This is a genomic window from Micromonospora sp. C41, assembly GCF_018070485.1.
Lineage (GTDB): Bacteria > Actinomycetota > Actinomycetes > Mycobacteriales > Micromonosporaceae > Micromonospora > Micromonospora chalcea.
Window position 1 is genome coordinate 17,752 of record NZ_JAGPXP010000031.1, and the last position, 17,575, is coordinate 35,326.

The 17,575-nt window shown below is 71.6% G+C and carries 17 protein-coding genes; 8 read left to right on the plus strand and 9 right to left on the minus strand.

Annotation, left to right across the window (positions count from 1 at the left end):
* Window positions 1-13: 13 nt before the first annotated feature.
* From ngcE to KBX43_RS25885, 7 genes are all read left to right on the plus strand, one after another.
* Window positions 14-1,426 (plus strand): N-acetylglucosamine/diacetylchitobiose ABC transporter substrate-binding protein, encoded by a 1,413-nt coding sequence (gene ngcE, locus KBX43_RS25855; protein ID WP_043329765.1) that lies wholly within the window; start codon window positions 14-16, stop codon window positions 1,424-1,426.
* Between the two features lie 22 nt (window positions 1,427-1,448).
* Complete coding sequence (locus tag KBX43_RS25860; protein WP_043329767.1) at window positions 1,449-2,390, plus strand: carbohydrate ABC transporter permease; 942 nt, start codon at window positions 1,449-1,451, stop codon at window positions 2,388-2,390.
* A gap of 13 nt (window positions 2,391-2,403) precedes the next feature.
* Window positions 2,404-3,354 (plus strand): carbohydrate ABC transporter permease, encoded by a 951-nt coding sequence (locus KBX43_RS25865; RefSeq protein ID WP_043329769.1) that lies wholly within the window; start codon window positions 2,404-2,406, stop codon window positions 3,352-3,354.
* A gap of 138 nt (window positions 3,355-3,492) precedes the next feature.
* The gene (locus tag KBX43_RS25870) at window positions 3,493-5,160 is read left to right on the plus strand and encodes a bifunctional 3'-5' exonuclease/DNA polymerase (protein WP_247677740.1); all 1,668 of its coding nucleotides are present in this window, start codon (window positions 3,493-3,495) and stop codon (window positions 5,158-5,160) included.
* Window positions 5,161-5,300: 140 nt separating this feature from the next.
* A complete protein-coding gene (locus tag KBX43_RS25875; protein ID WP_030500339.1) occupies window positions 5,301-5,894 on the plus strand; it encodes an NTP transferase domain-containing protein in 594 nt (197 codons plus the stop codon).
* A gap of 40 nt (window positions 5,895-5,934) precedes the next feature.
* A complete protein-coding gene (locus tag KBX43_RS25880) occupies window positions 5,935-6,267 on the plus strand; it encodes a TfoX/Sxy family protein (protein WP_210887565.1) in 333 nt (110 codons plus the stop codon).
* A gap of 81 nt (window positions 6,268-6,348) precedes the next feature.
* A complete protein-coding gene (locus tag KBX43_RS25885; protein WP_210887567.1) occupies window positions 6,349-7,065 on the plus strand; it encodes a VOC family protein in 717 nt (238 codons plus the stop codon).
* Between the two features lie 35 nt (window positions 7,066-7,100).
* On the opposite strand, the gene KBX43_RS25890 is transcribed toward KBX43_RS25885, so the two are convergent.
* From KBX43_RS25890 to KBX43_RS25925, 8 genes are read right to left on the minus strand one after another with little or no spacing between them, the layout of a single operon-like run.
* On the minus strand, window positions 7,101-8,744 hold the full coding sequence (locus tag KBX43_RS25890) for a DUF4127 family protein (RefSeq protein WP_210887570.1): 1,644 nt from the start codon (window positions 8,742-8,744) through the stop codon (window positions 7,101-7,103).
* Entirely contained in the window at window positions 8,741-9,454 is a 714-nt protein-coding gene (locus KBX43_RS25895) for an N-acetylmannosamine-6-phosphate 2-epimerase (RefSeq protein WP_043329777.1), read from the minus strand. The genes KBX43_RS25890 and KBX43_RS25895 overlap by 4 nt, the downstream gene beginning before the upstream one ends.
* The gene (locus KBX43_RS25900) at window positions 9,451-10,371 is read right to left on the minus strand and encodes an ROK family protein (protein ID WP_210873139.1); all 921 of its coding nucleotides are present in this window, start codon (window positions 10,369-10,371) and stop codon (window positions 9,451-9,453) included. Before KBX43_RS25900 ends, KBX43_RS25895 begins: the two co-directional genes overlap by 4 nt.
* Entirely contained in the window at window positions 10,368-11,210 is an 843-nt protein-coding gene (locus KBX43_RS25905; RefSeq protein ID WP_013475968.1) for a carbohydrate ABC transporter permease, read from the minus strand. The genes KBX43_RS25900 and KBX43_RS25905 overlap by 4 nt, the downstream gene beginning before the upstream one ends.
* Window positions 11,200-12,147, minus strand: coding sequence for a carbohydrate ABC transporter permease (locus tag KBX43_RS25910; protein WP_043329779.1), 948 nt, complete (start codon window positions 12,145-12,147; stop codon window positions 11,200-11,202). The genes KBX43_RS25905 and KBX43_RS25910 overlap by 11 nt, the downstream gene beginning before the upstream one ends.
* An 11-nt stretch (window positions 12,148-12,158) precedes the next feature.
* On the minus strand, window positions 12,159-13,442 hold the full coding sequence (locus KBX43_RS25915; protein WP_043329780.1) for an ABC transporter substrate-binding protein: 1,284 nt from the start codon (window positions 13,440-13,442) through the stop codon (window positions 12,159-12,161).
* Window positions 13,443-13,464: 22 nt separating this feature from the next.
* Window positions 13,465-15,060, minus strand: coding sequence for an FAD-dependent oxidoreductase (locus KBX43_RS25920; RefSeq protein ID WP_043329781.1), 1,596 nt, complete (start codon window positions 15,058-15,060; stop codon window positions 13,465-13,467).
* A gap of 40 nt (window positions 15,061-15,100) precedes the next feature.
* Entirely contained in the window at window positions 15,101-16,147 is a 1,047-nt protein-coding gene (locus tag KBX43_RS25925; RefSeq protein ID WP_210887573.1) for a LacI family DNA-binding transcriptional regulator, read from the minus strand.
* A gap of 299 nt (window positions 16,148-16,446) precedes the next feature.
* Here KBX43_RS25925 and KBX43_RS25930 point away from each other — a divergent pair, with 299 nt between their 5' ends.
* On the plus strand, window positions 16,447-16,587 hold the full coding sequence (locus KBX43_RS25930; protein ID WP_157538970.1) for a hypothetical protein: 141 nt from the start codon (window positions 16,447-16,449) through the stop codon (window positions 16,585-16,587).
* Between the two features lies 1 nt (window position 16,588).
* Here the strand turns inward: KBX43_RS25930 and KBX43_RS25935 are convergent, their stop codons facing one another.
* Complete coding sequence (locus KBX43_RS25935; protein WP_043329783.1) at window positions 16,589-17,398, minus strand: metal-dependent hydrolase; 810 nt, start codon at window positions 17,396-17,398, stop codon at window positions 16,589-16,591.
* Window positions 17,399-17,575 lie beyond the last annotated feature (177 nt).

The window sequence follows — 17,575 nt, forward strand, 5'->3', positions numbered from 1 at the left end:
AAGGAGAGACAAGATGTCGGTTACTCCCGAGAAGTTCGGCGACGTCAGCCGTCGGACCCTGCTGCAGCGTGCCGCGGCAGCCGGTCTGCTGGCCGTACCGGCGGCGGGTCTGCTGAGCGCGTGCGCCGGCAGCGAGCCGAGCAAGTCCGACGGCGGCGGCGCGGCCAAGAGCAAGGACAACCCGTTCGGCGTCAAGGACGGCAGCGCGGTCAAGGTGGTGGTCTTCAACGGCGGCCTGGGCGACCAGTGGGCCAAGGAAGACAAGGTCATCTTCAACGCCAAGCACCCGAACATCACGGTCAACATGTCTTCCACCCAGAAGATCAAGACCGAAGAGCAGCCCAAGATGGCGACGCAGCCGAGCGACCTGGTGATGAACTCGGGCGCCGACATGATGGACCGCAGCACGCTGATCAACGAGGGCGCGATCGAGCCGCTGGACGACCTGCTCACCGCGCCGGCCTGGGACAGCGAGGGGACCGTCGCCGACAGCCTGCTGCCCGGCACGGTCGCCGACGGTACGCAGAACGGCAAGTTCTACGTCGTCAACGTGGCGTACACGGTCTGGGGCAACTGGTACAACGCGGCCCTGTTCAAGAAGGAGGGGTGGACGGCGCCGACCACCTGGGACGAGTTCTTCGCGCTCGCGCCGAAGATCAAGGCCAAGGGCATGGCGCCGTACGTGCACGACGCGGTGCACGGCTACTACCCGCGCTGGGCGCTGTTCGCCAGCATCTGGAAGGCGGTCGGCAAGCAGGCAGTCGTCGACATCGACAACCTGAAGGACGGCGCCTGGAAGGCCGACGGCATCGTCGCGGCGCTGGAGCCGTGGGAGAAGCTGGTCAAGGACAAGCTGCTGCTGCCGGGCAAGCTCGACCACACCCAGTCGCAGCAGGCGTTCCTGGACGGCAAGGCGGCCTTCATCCAGGTCGGCACCTGGCTGAAGAACGAGATGGCCGCGACCATCCCGCCGGGCTTCGAGATGACCATCTCCGACTACTGGAGCAAGAGCGGGGACAAGGCCGCCAAGGACGTCTTCGCCTCCTCCGGCGAGGGGTTCGTGGTGCCGAGCAAGGCGCCGAACAAGGAGGCCGCGAAGGAGTTCCTGCGGGCCATCCTCTCCAAGGCCGGCTCGGCGAAGTTCGCCGAGCTGACCAAGTCGCTGGCCTCCACCAAGGGCTCCGGCGACAACGTCCAGGACACCGCGCTGGCGTCGGCGAACTCGCTGATGAAGAACGGCAGCTCGGACCTGATCTCGGTGAAGTTCCCGGACTTCTACGCCGACCTGGACAAGGAGAGCCAGAACCTCTCCGAGGAGCTGATGGCCGGCCGCCTGACCGCGCAGCAGTTCGTCGACAAGATGCAGGCGGCCGCCGACAAGGTCGCCAAGGACTCGTCGATCAAGAAGCAGACCCGCACCGCCTGATCACCGCGAGGAAGTGAGTCCAATGCGGCACGGAGTCGCGCGTTTCGTCACGGGCTTCCTGGCCCTGCCCGTCGCGCTGTACCTGTTCTACGTGGTGTGGCCGTTCGCCCAGGCGGCGGGATACTCGCTGACCGACTGGGGCGGGTACTCCGATTCCCAGCGCTTCGTCGGGCTGGACAACTACGTCCGGCTGTTCTCCGACGAGCTGATCCGGAAGGCGTTCTGGCACAACGTGTTCTTCCTGGTCACCGTGCCGCTGTTCACGATCGCGCTGGCCCTGTTCCTCGCGTTCCTGCTCAACGTGGGCGGACGCGAGGACAGGGCCGGCATCCGCGGAGTCTTCGGCTCCGGGATCTACAAGGTCATCTTCTTCTTCCCGCAGGTGCTGTCGCTGGTGGTCATCGCCGTCATGTGGCAGCAGATCTACCGCACCGACGGGCAGGGCCTGATCAACGGCCTGCTCATCAAGATCGGGCTGGTCGACGCGGACAACCCGATCGCCTTCACCGCCGACCCGGAGCCGTTCCTCGGCGTGCCGGCGGTGCTCTGGTGGCTGCTGTTCATCGCGGTGTGGAGCGGCGCCGGCTTCTACATGGTGCTGTTCTCCGCCGCGATGCAGTCGATCCCGAAGGACATCTACGAGGCCGCCATCCTCGACGGCGCCGGCCGGTTCCACACGTTCTTCAAGGTGACGCTGCCGCTGCTGCGGGACAGCATCTCGGTCGCCTGGGTCTATCTGGGTTTCATCGCGCTGGACATGTACGCGCTGGTCTTCGTCATGACGCCGAGCCAGGGCGGACCGAACCACGCCAGCGAGATCTTCGCCTCGGTGATCCAGTTCAACGCCTTCCAGAAGGGCCAGTTCGGTTACGCCTGCGCGATCGCCGTCGCGCTGGCCATCTTCACCATCCTGCTGGCCGCGCTCCAGCTGAGGATCACCCGCCGCGAGCGGATCGAGTTCTGAGGAGGTCTGGACGATGAGTACGGTGACGCACCCCTCCGGTCCGGCCCGGTCCGACACGGCGCCGCCGGCCCGCCCGCCCGCGGCCCGGCGGGACGTCGGCAACGGCTTCGGCGGCCGGATCTTCAACGGCTTCTCGCACCTGTTCCTCGCGGTCTGGGCGATCATGGTGGTCTACCCGCTGCTGTGGGTGGTGATGTCGGCGCTCAAGACCGACTCCGAGGTGATCCGCGAACCGCTGTCGCTGATCCCCGACGCGCTGCAGTGGGACAACTTCGCCCGGGCCTGGACCGCCGGGATCGACAGCTTCTTCCTGAACACGCTGCTCGTGCTCGTGTTCAGCGTGACGCTGACGATGCTGCTCGGCTCGATGGCCGCGTACGCGCTGGCGCGCTACGAGTTCCGCGGCAACCGGCTGATCTACTGGATGTTCCTGTCCGGGCTGACGCTGCCGATCTACCTGGCCGCGGTGCCGCTGTTCAAGGGCGTCTACAACACCGGGGTGAGTCTTCCGCTGCTCGGCCCGAACAAGCACCTCATGCTGATCCTGGTCTACGTGGCCTGGTCGCTGTCGTTCACGATCTTCTTCATGCACTCGTTCTTCCGGACGCTGCCCGACTCGATCGCCGAGGCGGCCCAGGTCGACGGGGCGTCGCACACCCGCACCTTCTTCAGCGTGATGCTGCCGATGGCCAAGCCGGGCCTGATCAGCATCGGCATCTTCAACGTGCTCGGCCAGTGGAACCAGTGGTACCTGCCGACGCTGCTCATGCAGTCGGTCTCCGGCGAGCCGAAGAACCAGGTGATCGCCCAGGGGCTGATCGAGCTGTCGGTCAACCAGGGCTACAAGTCGGACTGGAGCGGACTCTTCGCCGGTGTCACCATGGCGATGCTGCCGGTGCTGATCGTGTACATCGTCTTCCAGCGCCAGGTGCAGTCCGGCCTCACCGCCGGCGTCGGCAAGTAGCCCTCCGGACGCAAGGAAGGGCCCCTTGTTAACGCTCAGCGTTAAGAAGGGGCCCTTCCTCTACCGCAGGCGTTAAGAGGGGGCCCTTCCTTACACGCGGAGCGTGTCGGGGGGAGGGGGCAGAATGCGTCCGTGCTGATGGCGGTGGTGGCGGACGAGCGGGGCGGCGGCGTGCTGCAACCGCTGCACGCCGACGGCACCCCGGCCGGCCCGGCCGAGGAGGTCACCGACCTGGCCGCCGCGGTGGCCGCCCGCGAGGCCGCCGAGCACCCCCGCTGGCTCTGGGCCGCCTGGGCGGGCGTCTACCCGGCGCTGCTGCGCGCCGGGGTGCGCCTCGACCGCTGCCACGACGTCGAGCTGACCGAGGCGCTGCTGCTCGGGCACGCCGGCCGTTGGGGCGAGCCCCGCGCGCTGCCGGCCGCCTGGGCCCGGCTGACCGGCGCGCCGGTACCGCCGGACCCGGCGCCCCGCCCGCCCGAGCCGCCGGGCCAGGCCCAGGCCGCGCTCTTCGAGCCGCCGTCGGGCCCGCCCGGTCCGGGCGTCACGGCGTTGACCCGGGTGTACGCCGACCAGCTCGCCCGGATCGCCGCGACCACCCATCCCGGCCGGTTCCGGCTGCTGGTGGCCGCCGAGTCGGCGGGCGCGCTGGTCGCCGCCGAGATGGGCGCGGCCGGTCTGCCGTGGCGCGTCGACGTGCACGACGCGATCCTGGCCGACCTGCTCGGTGAGGCGTCACCGGTGGGCGGGCCGCCGCGTCGGCTGGCCGAGTTGCAGGCCCGGATCGCCGACGCGTTCGGCGTACGCCAGGTGCACGCCGACTCGCCGGCGGAGCTGTTGCGGGCGTTCGCCCGCGCGGGCGTGGACCTGCCGAACACGCGGGCCTGGGTGCTGCGCGGGGTGGAGCATCCGGCGGCGCCGCTGGTCCTGGAGTACAAGGAGCTGTACCGGATCTGGACGGCGCACGGCTGGGCCTGGCGCGACGCCTGGGTCGCCGGCGGCCGGTTCCATCCGGAGTACGTGCCGGGCGGCGTGGTCTCCGGCCGGTGGGCGACCCGGGGCGGTGGGGCGTTGCAGATGCCGAAGGTGATCCGGCAGGCAGTGGTGGCGGACCCGGGCTGGACGTTCGTGGTCGCCGACGCGGGCCAGCTCGAACCGCGCGTGCTCGCGGCGGTCTCCGGTGACGAGCGGCTCGCCGCGGCGGGTGGGGCCGGTGACCTGTATGCCGCGCTGGCCCGGGACGCGTTCGCCGGTGACCGGGCGAGGGCCAAGGTGGCCCTGCTCGGGGCGATGTACGGGCAGACCGGCGGCGCGGCGGTGCCGGCGCTGGCGGTGCTGCGGAAGAACTATCCGACCGCGTTCGGCTACGTCGAGGCGGCGGCGCGCACCGGTGAGGCGGGCGGGCTGGTCCGGTCCTGGCTGGGGCGTACCTGCCCGCCGGGGTCGGCGGGGTTCGCCGAGGGTGAGGAGGCGCTGCCCGACGGCGAGGCCGACCCGCACAGCCCGTCGGCCCGGGCGGCCCGGTCGCGTGGCCGTTTCACCCGCAACTTCGTCATCCAGGCCACCGCCGCCGAGTGGGCCTCCACGCTGCTGGCGACGCTGCGCACCGAGCTGGCGGGCACGACGGCGGAGCTGGTGTTCTTCCAGCACGACGAGGTGGTGGTGCACTGTCCGGCCGGGCGGGCGGCGGCGGTCGCGGAGGCGGTGACCGCGACCGGCGCGCGGGCCACCCGGCTGCTGTTCGGCGACACTCCGGTCCGGTTCCCGCTCGACCTGTCCACTGTCGACTGCTACGCAGACGCGGCATAGTCACGCAAATTTCCGTTTTGCCCCGCTACCCGCTCCCGGTGGCGCTCGTTGGGCCCGGTGTGCGTACGACGGGACGGACCGGGCGGCTGTGCCCGGTCCGTCCCCTGATCGAGGGGGCACAGCTGAACCGGATCGCTGCAATGATCATCGCCGCCGGTGGCGGCCGCCGCATCGGCGGACCCGAAGCGCTGCTGCACCAGGGAGAGAAGCCGCTGGTCAGCCAGATGATCGACACGATGGCCGAGGCAGGCTGCGCGCAGGTCGTGGTCGTCCTGGGCGCGGCGGCCGAGCAGGTGCGGCAGACCACCGACCTGACCGGCGCCACGGTCGTGGTCAACCGCGCGTGGGGCACCGGCGTGGGCTCCTCGATCCGGGCCGGGCTCGCCGCGCTCACCGACGACGACATCGAGGCCGTCGTCGTGGTGCCGGTGGACATGCCCGGGCTCACCGCGGCGGCGGTCCGCCGGGTGACCGCGCTGCCGTACCCGGACGTGCTGGTCTGCGCCACCTATGACGGGCTGCGCGGTTACCCGATGCTGTTCGGCCGCCGCCACTGGTCCGGCATCGCCACGCTCGCCAGCGCCGACGTCGGCGCGCGGCCGTACCTGCTGGCGCACAAGGACCAGATCGTCGACATCGCCTGCGACTCGGTGGCCGACGGCAGCCGGATCGACAGCCCGGAACTGATGGCGCTGTACGGCCTGTCCATCCCCGAACAGCGCGTCGGCGCCTGAGGCGCGCCCGCCTGTCGGACCCGGGTGCCAGGATCGGACCGTGGCCTACGACGAGGACCTGGCGAACCGCGTACGCGAACGCCTCGGGGGTGAGCCCGGCATCACCGAGCGGCGCATGTTCGGCGGCCTGGCGATGATGCTGCGGGGCAACATGGCGGTGGTGGTGCGCGGCGCGGGCGGCCTGATGGTCCGGGTCGACCCGGCCGAGGCCGACCGAGCGCTCGCCGAGCCCGGCGCCGAGGCGACAGTCATGCGGGACTGGGTGATGCGCGGCTGGGTCACCGTGTCGCCCGCCGCCTGCGAGCGCGACGCCGACCTGGCCCGCTGGGTCGACCGGGGGGTCCGCTTCGCGCGTACGCTGCCGGCGAAGTAGCCCGCCGGATATCCGGGTGCGCGCCCGGCCCGGCCCGTCCTACGCTGCGGCCAGTCGGCAGCGGGGGATCGGAGACGACGGATGGCGGTTCACCTCTACGCGGTCAGCATGGACGCGGGCGACCCGCGGCGGCTCGCGCGGTTCTGGTCCGGGGTGCTCGGCCGGGAGATCCTCGACGACCCGCGCGAGGGCGTGGCGCTCGGCGGCGACGCCCACAGCGACGTCCGCATCCGGTTCCTGCCCAGCGACGCGCCGAAGACCGTGCAGAACCGGATCCACTTCGACCTGACCAGCGCGTCGCCGCAGGCCCAGCGGGACACCGTCGACCGGGCGCTGACGCTGGGCGGGCGGCACATCGACATCGGCCAGGGGCCGGACGACGACCAGGTGGTGCTCGCCGACCCGGAGGGCAACGAGTTCTGCGTCATCGGGGCGGGCAACACCTTCCTCGCCGGCTGCGGCCCGGTCGGCGCTGTCAACTGCGACGGCACCCGGGCGGCCGGCCTGTTCTGGACCGAGGCGCTGGGCTGGCCGCTGGTCTGGGACCACGGCGAGGAGACCGCGATCCAGTCGCCGCGCGGGGGCGCGAAGGTCACCTGGAGCGGCCCGCCACTGATGCCCAGCGGCGGGCGGGACCGCGTACACCTGGATCTGGTCGCGGACGGCGACCGGGACGCGGAGATCGACCGGCTGCTGGCGCTCGGCGCGACCCGGGCCGGTACGGGCCGGCACACCGCCGGCGACGTGGTGCTGGCCGACCCGGACGGCACCGAGTTCTGCCTGCTGACGCCCCGCTGAGGCGGGTGCGGCCCGGGGGACCGCACCCGCACCGGTCAGCGCAGCCGCAGGCTCGGCTCCAGCGTGACCTCGAACAGCCGGTCCCATGGCAGCTCGACCCGCACCGCCGTGACCCGGTCCAGCGTCGCGGTGAAGGTCTTACGTCCGCGTATCCCGAGCACCAGCTCGTGCCCGGCGAAGTGGTCGGCGAAGTACCGCTCGGTCAGCGGCACCAGCCGGTCGCGTACCCAGCCGTCGAAGTAGCGCTTCTGCTCGGCGGTCAGCGCCAGCGGATCCCAGCCCTGCGCGCGGGCGTGCGCGTACGCCTCGACCTGCACCACGTTCTTCCACGGGTCGTCCTTGACGAACCGGTAGAGCAGGTACTCGGCGTGCGCCTGGGCCGGCCCGCGCAGCTCCGGTACGCCGAAGCCGCTGCCGGACGACCGCAGGTACGCCCACCGCGCGGTGCCGTGCGCGAGCGCCAGCCCGAGCGCGTTGCCGCCGGTGTTCCACCCCGAGTACGACAGCAGCGCCGGCAGGTCCAGCCGGGACTCCATCCGGGACACCAGGTCGTGGTCGCCCTTGTTGACGATCAGCGGGTCCACCACGATCACCTGGGTGCCGGCGGCCAGCAGTTCACCGATGCGGCCGACGAACGCGTCCAGGTCGGCGGCCCGCTGCCCGGCAGCCGCCGACGGGGTGTTCACCGCGAGGACGATGTCCGCGTCGCCGGTCACCACCCGGCCGCCCACCGAGGTGACGTGCCGGCGGATGTTCTCCGCGAACGGGATGCCCTCCAGCGCGGCGGTCCACCCCTCGCCGGACACCCCGGCGTACTCCACCCGGTAGGTGGGCGCGGCGCCGGCCGCGACGACGCGCGCGACGAGCAGCGCGTTGACCTCGTCGGCGCCGGGGAAGATCTCCACCCGGTCGCCGACGCCGAGCCGCGCCACCAGCGCCTCCAGCTCGACCCGCTCGGCGCGGGCCAGGCCGACCGGCGCGGTGTCGTCCTCGGAGAGCACCAGGTGGCTGATCGTCCCGTCCGCGACCCACTCCACCATCAGCCGGTTGACCTGGTGGTTGCGTGCCCGGGCGGCCAGGTAGTCCTCGACCACGGCGTCCGGGATGCGCGCCCGCACGGCGTCGAGCTGGCCCCGCAGCGCCTCCTGGCCCAGGTTGACCACCTGGTCGTACAGCTTGGCCCACTGGACCAGCAGGTCACGGTAGTTGTCCAGGTCGGTGCCGGTGCTGGTGATGGCGAGCCGCTGGATCGTGTCGTGCACCTCGATCACCGCGTCGGACCGGCGTGCGCGCAGCCGCCGGATCGCCTCCAGGTTGCGCAACGCGTCGGCCAGGGCCGGAGCGGCGGTACGCGAGGCGATCAGGCCCCCGTACGCGAGCATGCTCACCGAGATCACGTACCCGTCGACGCGGTCGGTGCCGTCGAGCCAGCGGGCGATGCCGGCGCCGTCACCGGGGGTGAAGAAACGGCCCAGCAGGTTCCGCGGCGGCAGCAGCACCTCGGCGTCGGCGCTCGCACCGGTCATCTCCGCGCAGTACGTGTTGACCGGCCGGTCGTCCAGCGGCACCAGCGCCACGCTGGGTCGCCGGCCGGCGGGCCGGGCGAACGCGGGGCCGCCGAGGGCGACGGTGGCCAGGCCGGCCGCGCCGGTGGCCGCAAGAAGGGTTCTTCTCTTCATCGATGCTCCCTTTTCTCCGGCGCGCTCGCCGCCCGGGGGGTGGCCGGTACCAGCCGGCGGGTGATCCACAGCGGTGAGGTGACGGCGTTGCCCATCACCACCGCGTGGGCGCCCGCCTCGAAGGCCCGGCTGATCTGCTCCGTGGTCCGGTAGCGCCCTTCGGCGATCACCGGCACGGGCAGCAGCGCGGCGAGTCGCGCCACGAGCCCGAGGTCGGGCCCGTCGATCGGTGGGCCGGCCGGCGTGTAGCCGGACAGCGTGGTGGCGACCGCGTCCGCGCCGGCCTCGACGGCGGCGACGCCCTCGGCCACCGTGGCGACGTCGGCCAGGACCAACGCGTCGCTCTGTTCGTGGACCGCGCGGACGGTGTCGGCGAAGGTCCGGCCGTCGGGCCGGGGACGGTCGGTGGCGTCCACCGCGACGACGTGCGACCCGGCCCGCGCCGCTTCGAGGGCGTGCCCGGCGGTCGGGGTGATGAACACGCCCTGCGTGCCGTGCTTGTACAACCCGATCACCGGCACGTCGACGGCGGCGCGTACGGCCCGCACGTCGTCGGGGCCGTTGACCCGGACCGCCACCGCGCCGCCACGCACCACTGCGGCCGCCACGCGGGCCTGGACGTACGGGTCGCGCATCGGGTCGTCCGGGTCGTCGGGCAGGGGCTGGCAGGACACGACCAGCCCGCCGGCGAGTTCGTCCAGGACACTCACGTGCTTGTTCCTCCGTCGTGGTGGATCGGTGCGGTGGCGAGCCGGGCGGCGCCGACCACCACCGCGTCGGCGCCCAGCGCCGCCGGAAGCAGCGGCACGTGCGCCCAGCCGCCGGGTAGCTCCGCCCGGTAGGCGGCCGTGGCGGCGGGAAGCAGCGTGGCGGCGGCGCCGCCGGCGACCACCACCGCATCCGGGTCGAGCAGGGCGACCAGCCCGGCCAGGGCCGCGCCGAGCGCGGCGCCGGCCCGCTCGACGACCTGCCGGGCGGTCGCGTCACCGGCCGCCGCGCGCCGCGCCACCTCCCAGCCGGTGACCGGGTCACCGCCGGTGAGCGCGTACGCGGCGGCCAGGCCGGTGCCGGAGGCGATCGCCTCCAGGTGCCCGTACCGGCCGCAGCCGCAGCGCAGCCGGTGGGCGCCCGGTGCCGGCAGGTGCCCGAGCTGTCCGGCCGCGCCCCGGGCGCCGCCCTCGACCCGCCCGTCGTTGACGATCGCGCCGCCCAGCCCGGTGCCGACGGCGGCCAGCAGCACGTGCCCCCGGCCCCGTCCGGCGCCGGCCCAGCACTCGCCCAGCGCCGCCGCGGCGACGTCGTTGGTGACGCGCACCGGCCGGCCCAGCCGCGCGGCCAGCTCGTCGGCCACCGGGGTGCCGGCCCACCCGGGCAGGCTGTCGGTGGCGTACCGGATGGCGCCGGTCGCCGGGTCGACGGTGCCCGCGGTGCCCACCCCGACCGGTCCGGGGCCGGCGGCGGCGAGCAGGTCCGCGGCCAGGCCGGCGGCGGTGTCCAGCACCGCGGCCGGCCCGCCGCGCGCGGGGGTGGGCGCCTCGCGGCGGTCGAGCACCCGCGCACCGGGACCGACGAGGGCGGCGGCGGTCTTGGTGCCGCCGATGTCGATCCCGACGACCGGCTCGGTCATCCCTTCAGACCGGTGTGCGCGAGGCCCTCGACGAACTGCTTCTGCGCGATGACGAACACCGCCAGCACCGGCAGCGCGGTCATCGACGCCGCCGCGAGCTGGACGTCCCACATCGGACCGCCGTACGCGTCGACGAACTGGGTGAGCGCCTGCGGCAGGGTGAACTTGTCCGGCGAGGAGAGGAACACGATCGGTTCCAGGTACAGGTTCCAGCTGTGCAGGAACGTGAAGATGGCCACCGCGCCGAGCGCGGGCCGGGACAGCGGCAGCGCGATCTTCCAGAACGTGGCGAAGCGTCCCAGCCCGTCGACCCGCGCCGCCTCCTCCAGCTCACCGGGGAGGCTGATGAAGAACTGCCGCATGATGAACGTGGCCAGCACGCTCGGCGCCCCGAAGATCGGCACCAGGATCAACGGCCAGTGGGTGTCGATCAGGTCGAGCTTGAAGAACATCTGGAACAGCGGCACGATCGTCACCTCGCTCGGGATGAGCAGGCCCGCGAGGACGACCAGGAACAGCACGTTCTGTCCCCGGAACCGGATCCGCGCGAACGCGTACCCGGCCAGCGACGCCACGGCGAGCGTGCCGACGGTGACCAGCAGCGCGATGTAGAGGCTGTTCAGGTACTGCTGCCCGAACGGCTGCAGCTCGAACACCCGCCGGTACGCGTCCAGCCGCGGATCGGTCGGCAGCAGCTGCGGCGGGAAGGAGAAGATGTCCGCCACCGGCTTCAGCGACGAGGTGACCATCCACCAGGTGGGGAACACGAACGGGACGGCCAGGACCATCAGCACCCCGTAGAGCACCAGCTTGGTCCGCCGGGACAGGTCACGATTCATGGAAGACCCACCTCTTGCGCATCTGCCACTGCAGCACCGTCAGCGCGAGCACGATGACGAACAGCAGGATCGACAGCGTGGCGCCGTAGCCGAAGTGATGGAACTGGAAGGCCTGCTGGTAGAGGTAGTAGACGAGCACCGTGGTCGAGGTGCCGGGTCCACCCTGGGTCAGCACCGCGATCTGCGCGAACACCTGCAGCGAGCCGACCACCGTGATGATCGACGTGAGCATGATCGTCGGGCTGATCAGCGGCACGGTGATCCGCCAGAACTGGCGCAGCCGGCTCGCGCCGTCGACCTCGGCGGCCTCGTACAGCTCGGCCGGCACGCCCTGGAGGGCGGCCAGGAACAGCACCATGTTCAGGCCGACGTTCTTGAACACCTGCACGACGATCACCGACAGCATCGCCGTGCCCTCGCCGCGCAGCCAGTTGGGGCCGTCGACGCCGATCGTGTCGAGCAGGCCGTTGATGCCGCCGTTGTCCTGCAGCAGGAAGCCCCAGACGATGGTCCACGCGACGAGCGAGACCACCACGGGGGAGAAGAACAGGGTGCGGAACACGATGGTCCCGCGCAGCTTCTGGTTGAGCAGGACGGCCAGCAGCAACGCCAGGCCGAGGTTGAACACGACCAGGCCGACCGAGAACAGGCCGGTCGACCGCAGCACCGGGCCCAGGTTGGGGTCGTCGGCCAGCGCGGCGTAGTTGTCGGTGCCGATGTAGTCGAAGCTGCCGGCCAGCACGTTCCACTCGTGCAGGCTGTACCAGACCACGAGGACCAGCGGCAGGATCACGAAGACCACGCTGCCGAGCAACTGCGGGGTGATGAACAGGTATCCGGTGAGCTGGTCCCGGCGGCGGGTGGTCCAGAACGGCCGGGCCCGGCCCGGGGCGGGCCCGGCAGCAGCCGGGCCCACCCTGGTGTCCGTCTGGGTCATGATCCTCGGCCCTACTTCGCCAGCAGCGGCTGGATCTTGGAGCAGACGCCGTCGAGTACGCCCTTGACGTCCGCGTCCGCCTTCCACAGCGGGTCGAGCGCGGCGCGCACCTGCTGGCTCAGCTCGGCCTGCCCGGAGTGGCTGGGCTTGACAGTGCCGTTGGTGATGCCGTCGATGACGACCTTCTGCAGCTGCTCCGGCTTGAGCTTCGGGTTCGTCTTCGCCAGCGTCTCGGCGGTCAGCTGGGACTGCCGCGGCGGCGGGAAGAACTGGGCCAGCTTCGCCGAGTTGGTGGGGTTGGTGAAGAAGGCCAGGAAGTCGGCGGCCTGCTCGGCGTGCGGGCTCTTCTTCATCACGCCGATGCCGGCCTGGCCGACCACCGCGTACGGGCCCTTCGGGCCGGCCGGCAGCGGGACCAGGTCCCAGTCGAAGCCGTTCTCCTTCAGCAGCGAGGCGCGGGAGATCTGGGTGACGGTCATGGCGGCGTCACCGGCGAAGAAGTCGGCGGTCGTGCCCGGACCGGGCAGCGCCTTGCCGGTGAAGATCGCCTTGTGCAGCGTGGTCATCGCCTCGACCATCTCCGGGCTGTTGAACCCGCAGCTGCGGCCGTCCTCGCTCCACGCCTGGGCGCCCCAGCCGGTCCAGAACGTGGCCAGGTTGTCCCAGCCCTTGTAGTCGAAGTCGCGGACCACGAGCCCGGCCTTGCCGGACTTCGCGGCGGTGGCGCCGGCCGCGGCGAGCGCGGTGTCCCAGTTCCACTGCCCGGCCGCGATCAGCTCGGCCGGGGTCTTCTGCCCGGCCTTCTTGAGCATGTCGTTGTTGACGAACACGCCGAACGGCGAGGTCGAGAACGGGTACGCGAAGAGCTTCCCGTCGTTGCGCCAGAGCTTCAGCGTGGCGGGGGACAGGTCGTCGTACTGGTAGCCGTCGGCCTTCTTCAGCGTGTCGTCGAGCGGGCTCAGCGCGCCGGAGGCGACGAAGTCCGGAGCCGAGTTCTCGAAGATCCACGCGAGGTCCGGCGCGTTGCCGCCGGCGATCTGCGTGGTGAGCGTCGTGGTGTAGTTCTCGAACGGCAGCGGATCGAACTTGATCTCCGCGACGTCCGGGTTGTTCTTGCGGTACTCGTCGGCGATCTCGTTGAACAGCTTGAGGTGCGCCTCGTTCGCCGACCAGACGGTCATCCGCAGGCTCGCCGGACCGTCGTCCTTGGCGTCGCCGCCACCGCCGCAGGCGGTCAGGGCGAGCACACCGGTCATGGTCGCCGCGACCAGGCCGGACAGTCTTCCGTATCTCACTTTCCTTCTCCTCACCGGGGGTTCAGTAGCCCGCGATCTGCGGCCAGCGGCATTCCACGCCGGCGGCCGAGATGCGGTCCGTGAATTCGGCCAGCAGGCGGGGGGTGCCGCGGACCGCGCGCGGGGACTCGCCCCGCGCAAGGCAGAAGTCGGCCAGCAGGCCGGCGACCTCACCGACGTTCCACTCGACCGGGTGCAGTCGGTAGCTGCCGTTGGTGATGTGCGTGGTACCGATGTTCTTGCCGGCCGGCAGCAGGTTCTCCATCCGCTGCGGGATGAGCGCGCCGAGCGGGATCTCGAACGGGCAGGAGCCGACGTCGATGTAGTTGTCGCCGCCGGTCGACGGGTGCAGGTCGATGCGGTACATGCCGACGCCGATCGAGTCGGGGTAGCTCACCGCGCCGTGCTCGCCGCGTACCGCCAGGGAGAGGTCCTGCTCGACCACCGTGTACTCGGCGCGGATGCGGCGCGACTCCCGGATGTAGGGCGCCTGCGCCAGCCCGTCGGGGCTGCCGGTCACGTCGCCGCGCAGCCGCAGCCCCGGGTAGCCGGTGCCGCCGTCGGGACGGGGAGCCTCGGTCTGCAGCCAGTACAGGACGGAGTACGACAGCTCGCGTGCCTGGGACAGGTGCCAGGACGCGTTCGGCACGTCGATGACCGGGCCCTCGAAGTAGTCGATCATCGGCCAGTTGACGAGCGTGATGTCGCTGCCGTACGCGCCGTCGACGAAGTTGCGCCGCGCCGCGATGCGCCGGAACGTCCACAGGTTGCCGTCGCCCGGGTTGAGCCGCTGGTCGGCGTTGACGCCCAGCGGGTCGTCGTCCGGGTTCGGCGTGAAGCTGCGCTCGACGATCTCCAGCGTGCGCGGGTGGGGTGACCGCCAGGACAGCAGCCGGTCACCCCAGAAGTCCGGCTTGTAGTCGCGCCAGAAGTCGTACCCGGCGGGCCGGTCGATGGTGTGGTCGCCGTCGACGTGGTCCAGCGCGAAGCAGACGGACACCGCCTGCATGTTCAGCGGCTGCGCCTGCGCCGGCGCGCTCGGCTCACCGGTCTGCGCCTGCGACTCGAACCCGGTCACGTACTCGGTGCCGGTCAGTGGCAGCAGCTCACCGGTCTCGGTGGCGTCCAGGACGTACGGCGCCTCCACCTCGATCCGCTCGTCGCGGTCCCGGTGGGCGAGCGTGACGCCGGTGACCCGGTCGCCGTCGGTCTCGGCCGCGACCGGCCGGTACGGCTGCAGCACCGTCAGCCGCCCGGACCCCCGGTACGGCGCGAGCATCTGCTCCAGGACCGCGACCGCCACGCGGGGCTCGTGGCAGAGCCGGCTCACCCAGCCCGCGCCCGGGTTCAGGTCGGTCCACGCCCGGGACCGCTCGGTCAGCGGGTAGTGGCGGCGGTAGTAGTCGCGGATGCCGTCGCGCAACTCCCGGTAGCTCGCGGTGGCGCCGAACTGCTCGATCCAGGAATGCTCGTCCGGCGGGACCGCCTGGCTGGTGAGCTGCCCGCCGAGCCAGTCGAACTCCTCGGTCAGGATGACGGACCGGCCGGCACGGGCCGCGGCCAGCGCCGCGGCGACACCGCCCAGTCCGCCCCCGACGACGAGGACGTCCGCACGCATTAGTACCACTTGCTTCCTTCCAGTTGCGCGGCCGGGCGTGTCAGCGCCGGTCGGCCGCCGATCCAGGGACGCCGAGGGTGTCGCCCTCGACGAGTTCGCAGGGCAGGAGCCGTTGCTGGAGGCCGCCGGCGCTGCCGTCGATGACGCCGGTCAGCACCTCGACGGCCTGGCGGCCCATCTCCTCGCGCGGGATGCGGAACCCGGTGAACGTGATGTCCGTGGGCACCGGGACGGTCGGGTCGCCGAGGGTCACGACGGACAGGTCACCGGGCACCGTGAGCCCCTTGCGGCGGGCGGCCGTCTCCAGCGCCACGGCGGTGGCGAAGTCCTCCACGAAGGCGACGGTGCTGCCGTCGGCCCGCAGGTCGTCCACTGTGGCGTCGGTGGTCTCCGCCGTCGCGGTGATCTGGCGGGCGCTGTCCGCGCCGGTCGCGCCGGCGTGGAAACCGCTGCGCCGGTCGTGCGAGGACTCGGCCGAGGTGCCCATGCCCACGTACGTCAGGCGCCGGTGTCCCAGCTCCACCGCCCGCTCGGCCAGCCGGTGGACCGCGCTGGTGTAGTCGGCGCCGACGTAGGGCACCGGGCCGCCGGCGTCGTCGCGGCGTCCGACGGCGACGTAGGGGAACCCGTCGCGGTTGAGCCGGAGCAGCTCCGCGCCGTCGATCTCCCGGCCGAGCAGGATGCAGCCGTCGGCCAGCCGCAGCCGGTTGTCCTGGTGGAAGATGCGCCGCCGGCCGTCCACCACCGGGGCGCTGGTGAACAGCAGCAGGTCGCAGCCGACCCGTTCGGCGTACTCCTCGATGCCGAGCAGGAACGGGTGGAAGAAGTCTCGGCTGCCGCTGGGGAAGGCCGGCTCGTAGGTGAAGACGCCGATGATCCGGTTGAACCCGGAGGCGAGGCGGCGGGCGGCCGGGTCGGCGGCGTATCCCGTCTCGGCGATGACCTGCAAGACCCGGTCCCGTGTCTCCGGCGCGATCCGGACGTCGGCGTCGGTGCGGTTGTTGAGCACCAGCGACACGGTCGCCTGGCTGACGCCGGCCATGCGTGCGATGTCACGCTGGGTGACACGCCTGGGGGGAGGGGTCACATCGGTCCTTCCACTTCCGCTAATGCGTATTAGCGATCGGGTCGGGATGGAGCCTCTCTGCTCTCCCGGCGTCCTGTCAAGGGGTGGCCGGAAGATTTCCGTTCGATGAACTCCCTGATGTAATGCGGATTAGCAACCGCGCCCGCCGCTGCCCTGCGGTTGTTCGGGCGGGAATCTTGACAAGGGCCGACCGGGCGCGCGACAGTAGGCGGGCCTCCACGCTAATGCGCATTAGCGTGTCGTCGATCGTCCGCACGGATGATCGACGACGCTTGCTTCCCTACCCAGAGTGATGCCGGGTGCGGCCTCTGCCCGCCGCCACCCCGGGCATTACCGTTCTCATCGGACGGTCGTGGCGCCGTCGCGGCGTGGGCTGGACGGCCCGGCTGATCCGGGCCCGGGCGGCCACCGCCCGCCCGGTACGCGCCGAGGCGGGCTGACCTACACCTGGATGTCGAAGCGCTGCAGCACCGAGGGCGCGACCAGCCCCACCGCGGCCAGGACGGACAGGATCGTCATCGCGGTGCGCAGCACCACCGTCTCGGCCTTGCTGCCGGTACGCAGAGCGATCTTGTTGGGCAGGCCGATCATCGTCCACATCCGGCGTTTGATCGGGATGGGCCACAGGATCGGCACCCCGGCCCGGGTGATCATGTCGCCGAGGATGTGCACGAAACAGCCCACCCCGACGGCGAGGCCGATCATCGGATAGCCCCGGTCGCCGGGCAGGTTGGCGAACGTGAACCAGGCCGCGGCGGCGGACACCAGCGTGACCACCACCCAGCCCGCGCGCTCGGCCCACTTGTCGAACAGCCCGCGCAGCGCCAGGCCGATCATGAAGAAGAGGATTCCGACGACGGCCCACTTGCCGTAGTGGGCGCAGAGCGCGGTGGTGCCCCAGCCGACGAGCACGGTGAACGGGATGGTGTGGGTGAGCGTGCGGTGCCCGTTGTTGCGGCGCGGATCCTTGCTGAGCTTGGTGGCGTAGTAGACGCCGAGTGAGATCTTCTCCACCACCTCGGCGACGAAGAGGCTGACCACGCCGAACGTACGGGCCACGGTGGCGCCGCCCTGGTTGCGGGTGACCTTCCCGGACAGGTCGAGGTCGGGGAAGAGCGCACCGCCCGCGCAGACCGCAGTGCCCACCGCCAGCGCCAGCGGTGTCTGGTGGTAGTCCGCGAACTGGGCCATGGCCCAGGAGCCGGTCAGCCACACCGCCGCGCCCGAGAGCGCGTGGGACGGTCCCATCATCTCGGCTCGCCCTTCCCGAAGATCTTGATCCACGAAACTACGCCACTGTAGTCAGCCCGTGCGACAGCGGGGCATCAGCCGGACGGTCCACTGAGGAAGGGGTGCCGCGGACGCGCGACGGCGTACCGCTGCCACCCGGAATTATGGCGGGCCGGGCAGCCGGCGCCACGCCGACTG

What these genes read in the sequence shown, in the direction of transcription:
- ngcE (WP_043329765.1), top strand. Translation starts at nt 14, where the DNA reads ATGTCGGTTACTCCCGAGAAGTTCGGCGACGTCAGCCGTCGGACCCTG.
- KBX43_RS25860 (WP_043329767.1), top strand. Translation starts at nt 1,449, where the DNA reads ATGCGGCACGGAGTCGCGCGTTTCGTCACGGGCTTCCTGGCCCTGCCC.
- KBX43_RS25865 (WP_043329769.1), top strand. Translation starts at nt 2,404, where the DNA reads ATGAGTACGGTGACGCACCCCTCCGGTCCGGCCCGGTCCGACACGGCG.
- KBX43_RS25870 (WP_247677740.1), top strand. Translation starts at nt 3,493, where the DNA reads ATGGCGGTGGTGGCGGACGAGCGGGGCGGCGGCGTGCTGCAACCGCTG.
- KBX43_RS25875 (WP_030500339.1), top strand. Translation starts at nt 5,301, where the DNA reads ATGATCATCGCCGCCGGTGGCGGCCGCCGCATCGGCGGACCCGAAGCG.
- KBX43_RS25885 (WP_210887567.1), top strand. Translation starts at nt 6,349, where the DNA reads ATGGCGGTTCACCTCTACGCGGTCAGCATGGACGCGGGCGACCCGCGG.
- KBX43_RS25890 (WP_210887570.1), bottom strand. Translation starts at nt 8,744, where the DNA reads ATGAAGAGAAGAACCCTTCTTGCGGCCACCGGCGCGGCCGGCCTGGCC.
- KBX43_RS25900 (WP_210873139.1), bottom strand. Translation starts at nt 10,371, where the DNA reads ATGACCGAGCCGGTCGTCGGGATCGACATCGGCGGCACCAAGACCGCC.
- KBX43_RS25905 (WP_013475968.1), bottom strand. Translation starts at nt 11,210, where the DNA reads ATGAATCGTGACCTGTCCCGGCGGACCAAGCTGGTGCTCTACGGGGTG.
- KBX43_RS25910 (WP_043329779.1), bottom strand. Translation starts at nt 12,147, where the DNA reads ATGACCCAGACGGACACCAGGGTGGGCCCGGCTGCTGCCGGGCCCGCC.
- KBX43_RS25920 (WP_043329781.1), bottom strand. Translation starts at nt 15,060, where the DNA reads ATGCGTGCGGACGTCCTCGTCGTCGGGGGCGGACTGGGCGGTGTCGCC.
- KBX43_RS25935 (WP_043329783.1), bottom strand. Translation starts at nt 17,398, where the DNA reads ATGATGGGACCGTCCCACGCGCTCTCGGGCGCGGCGGTGTGGCTGACC.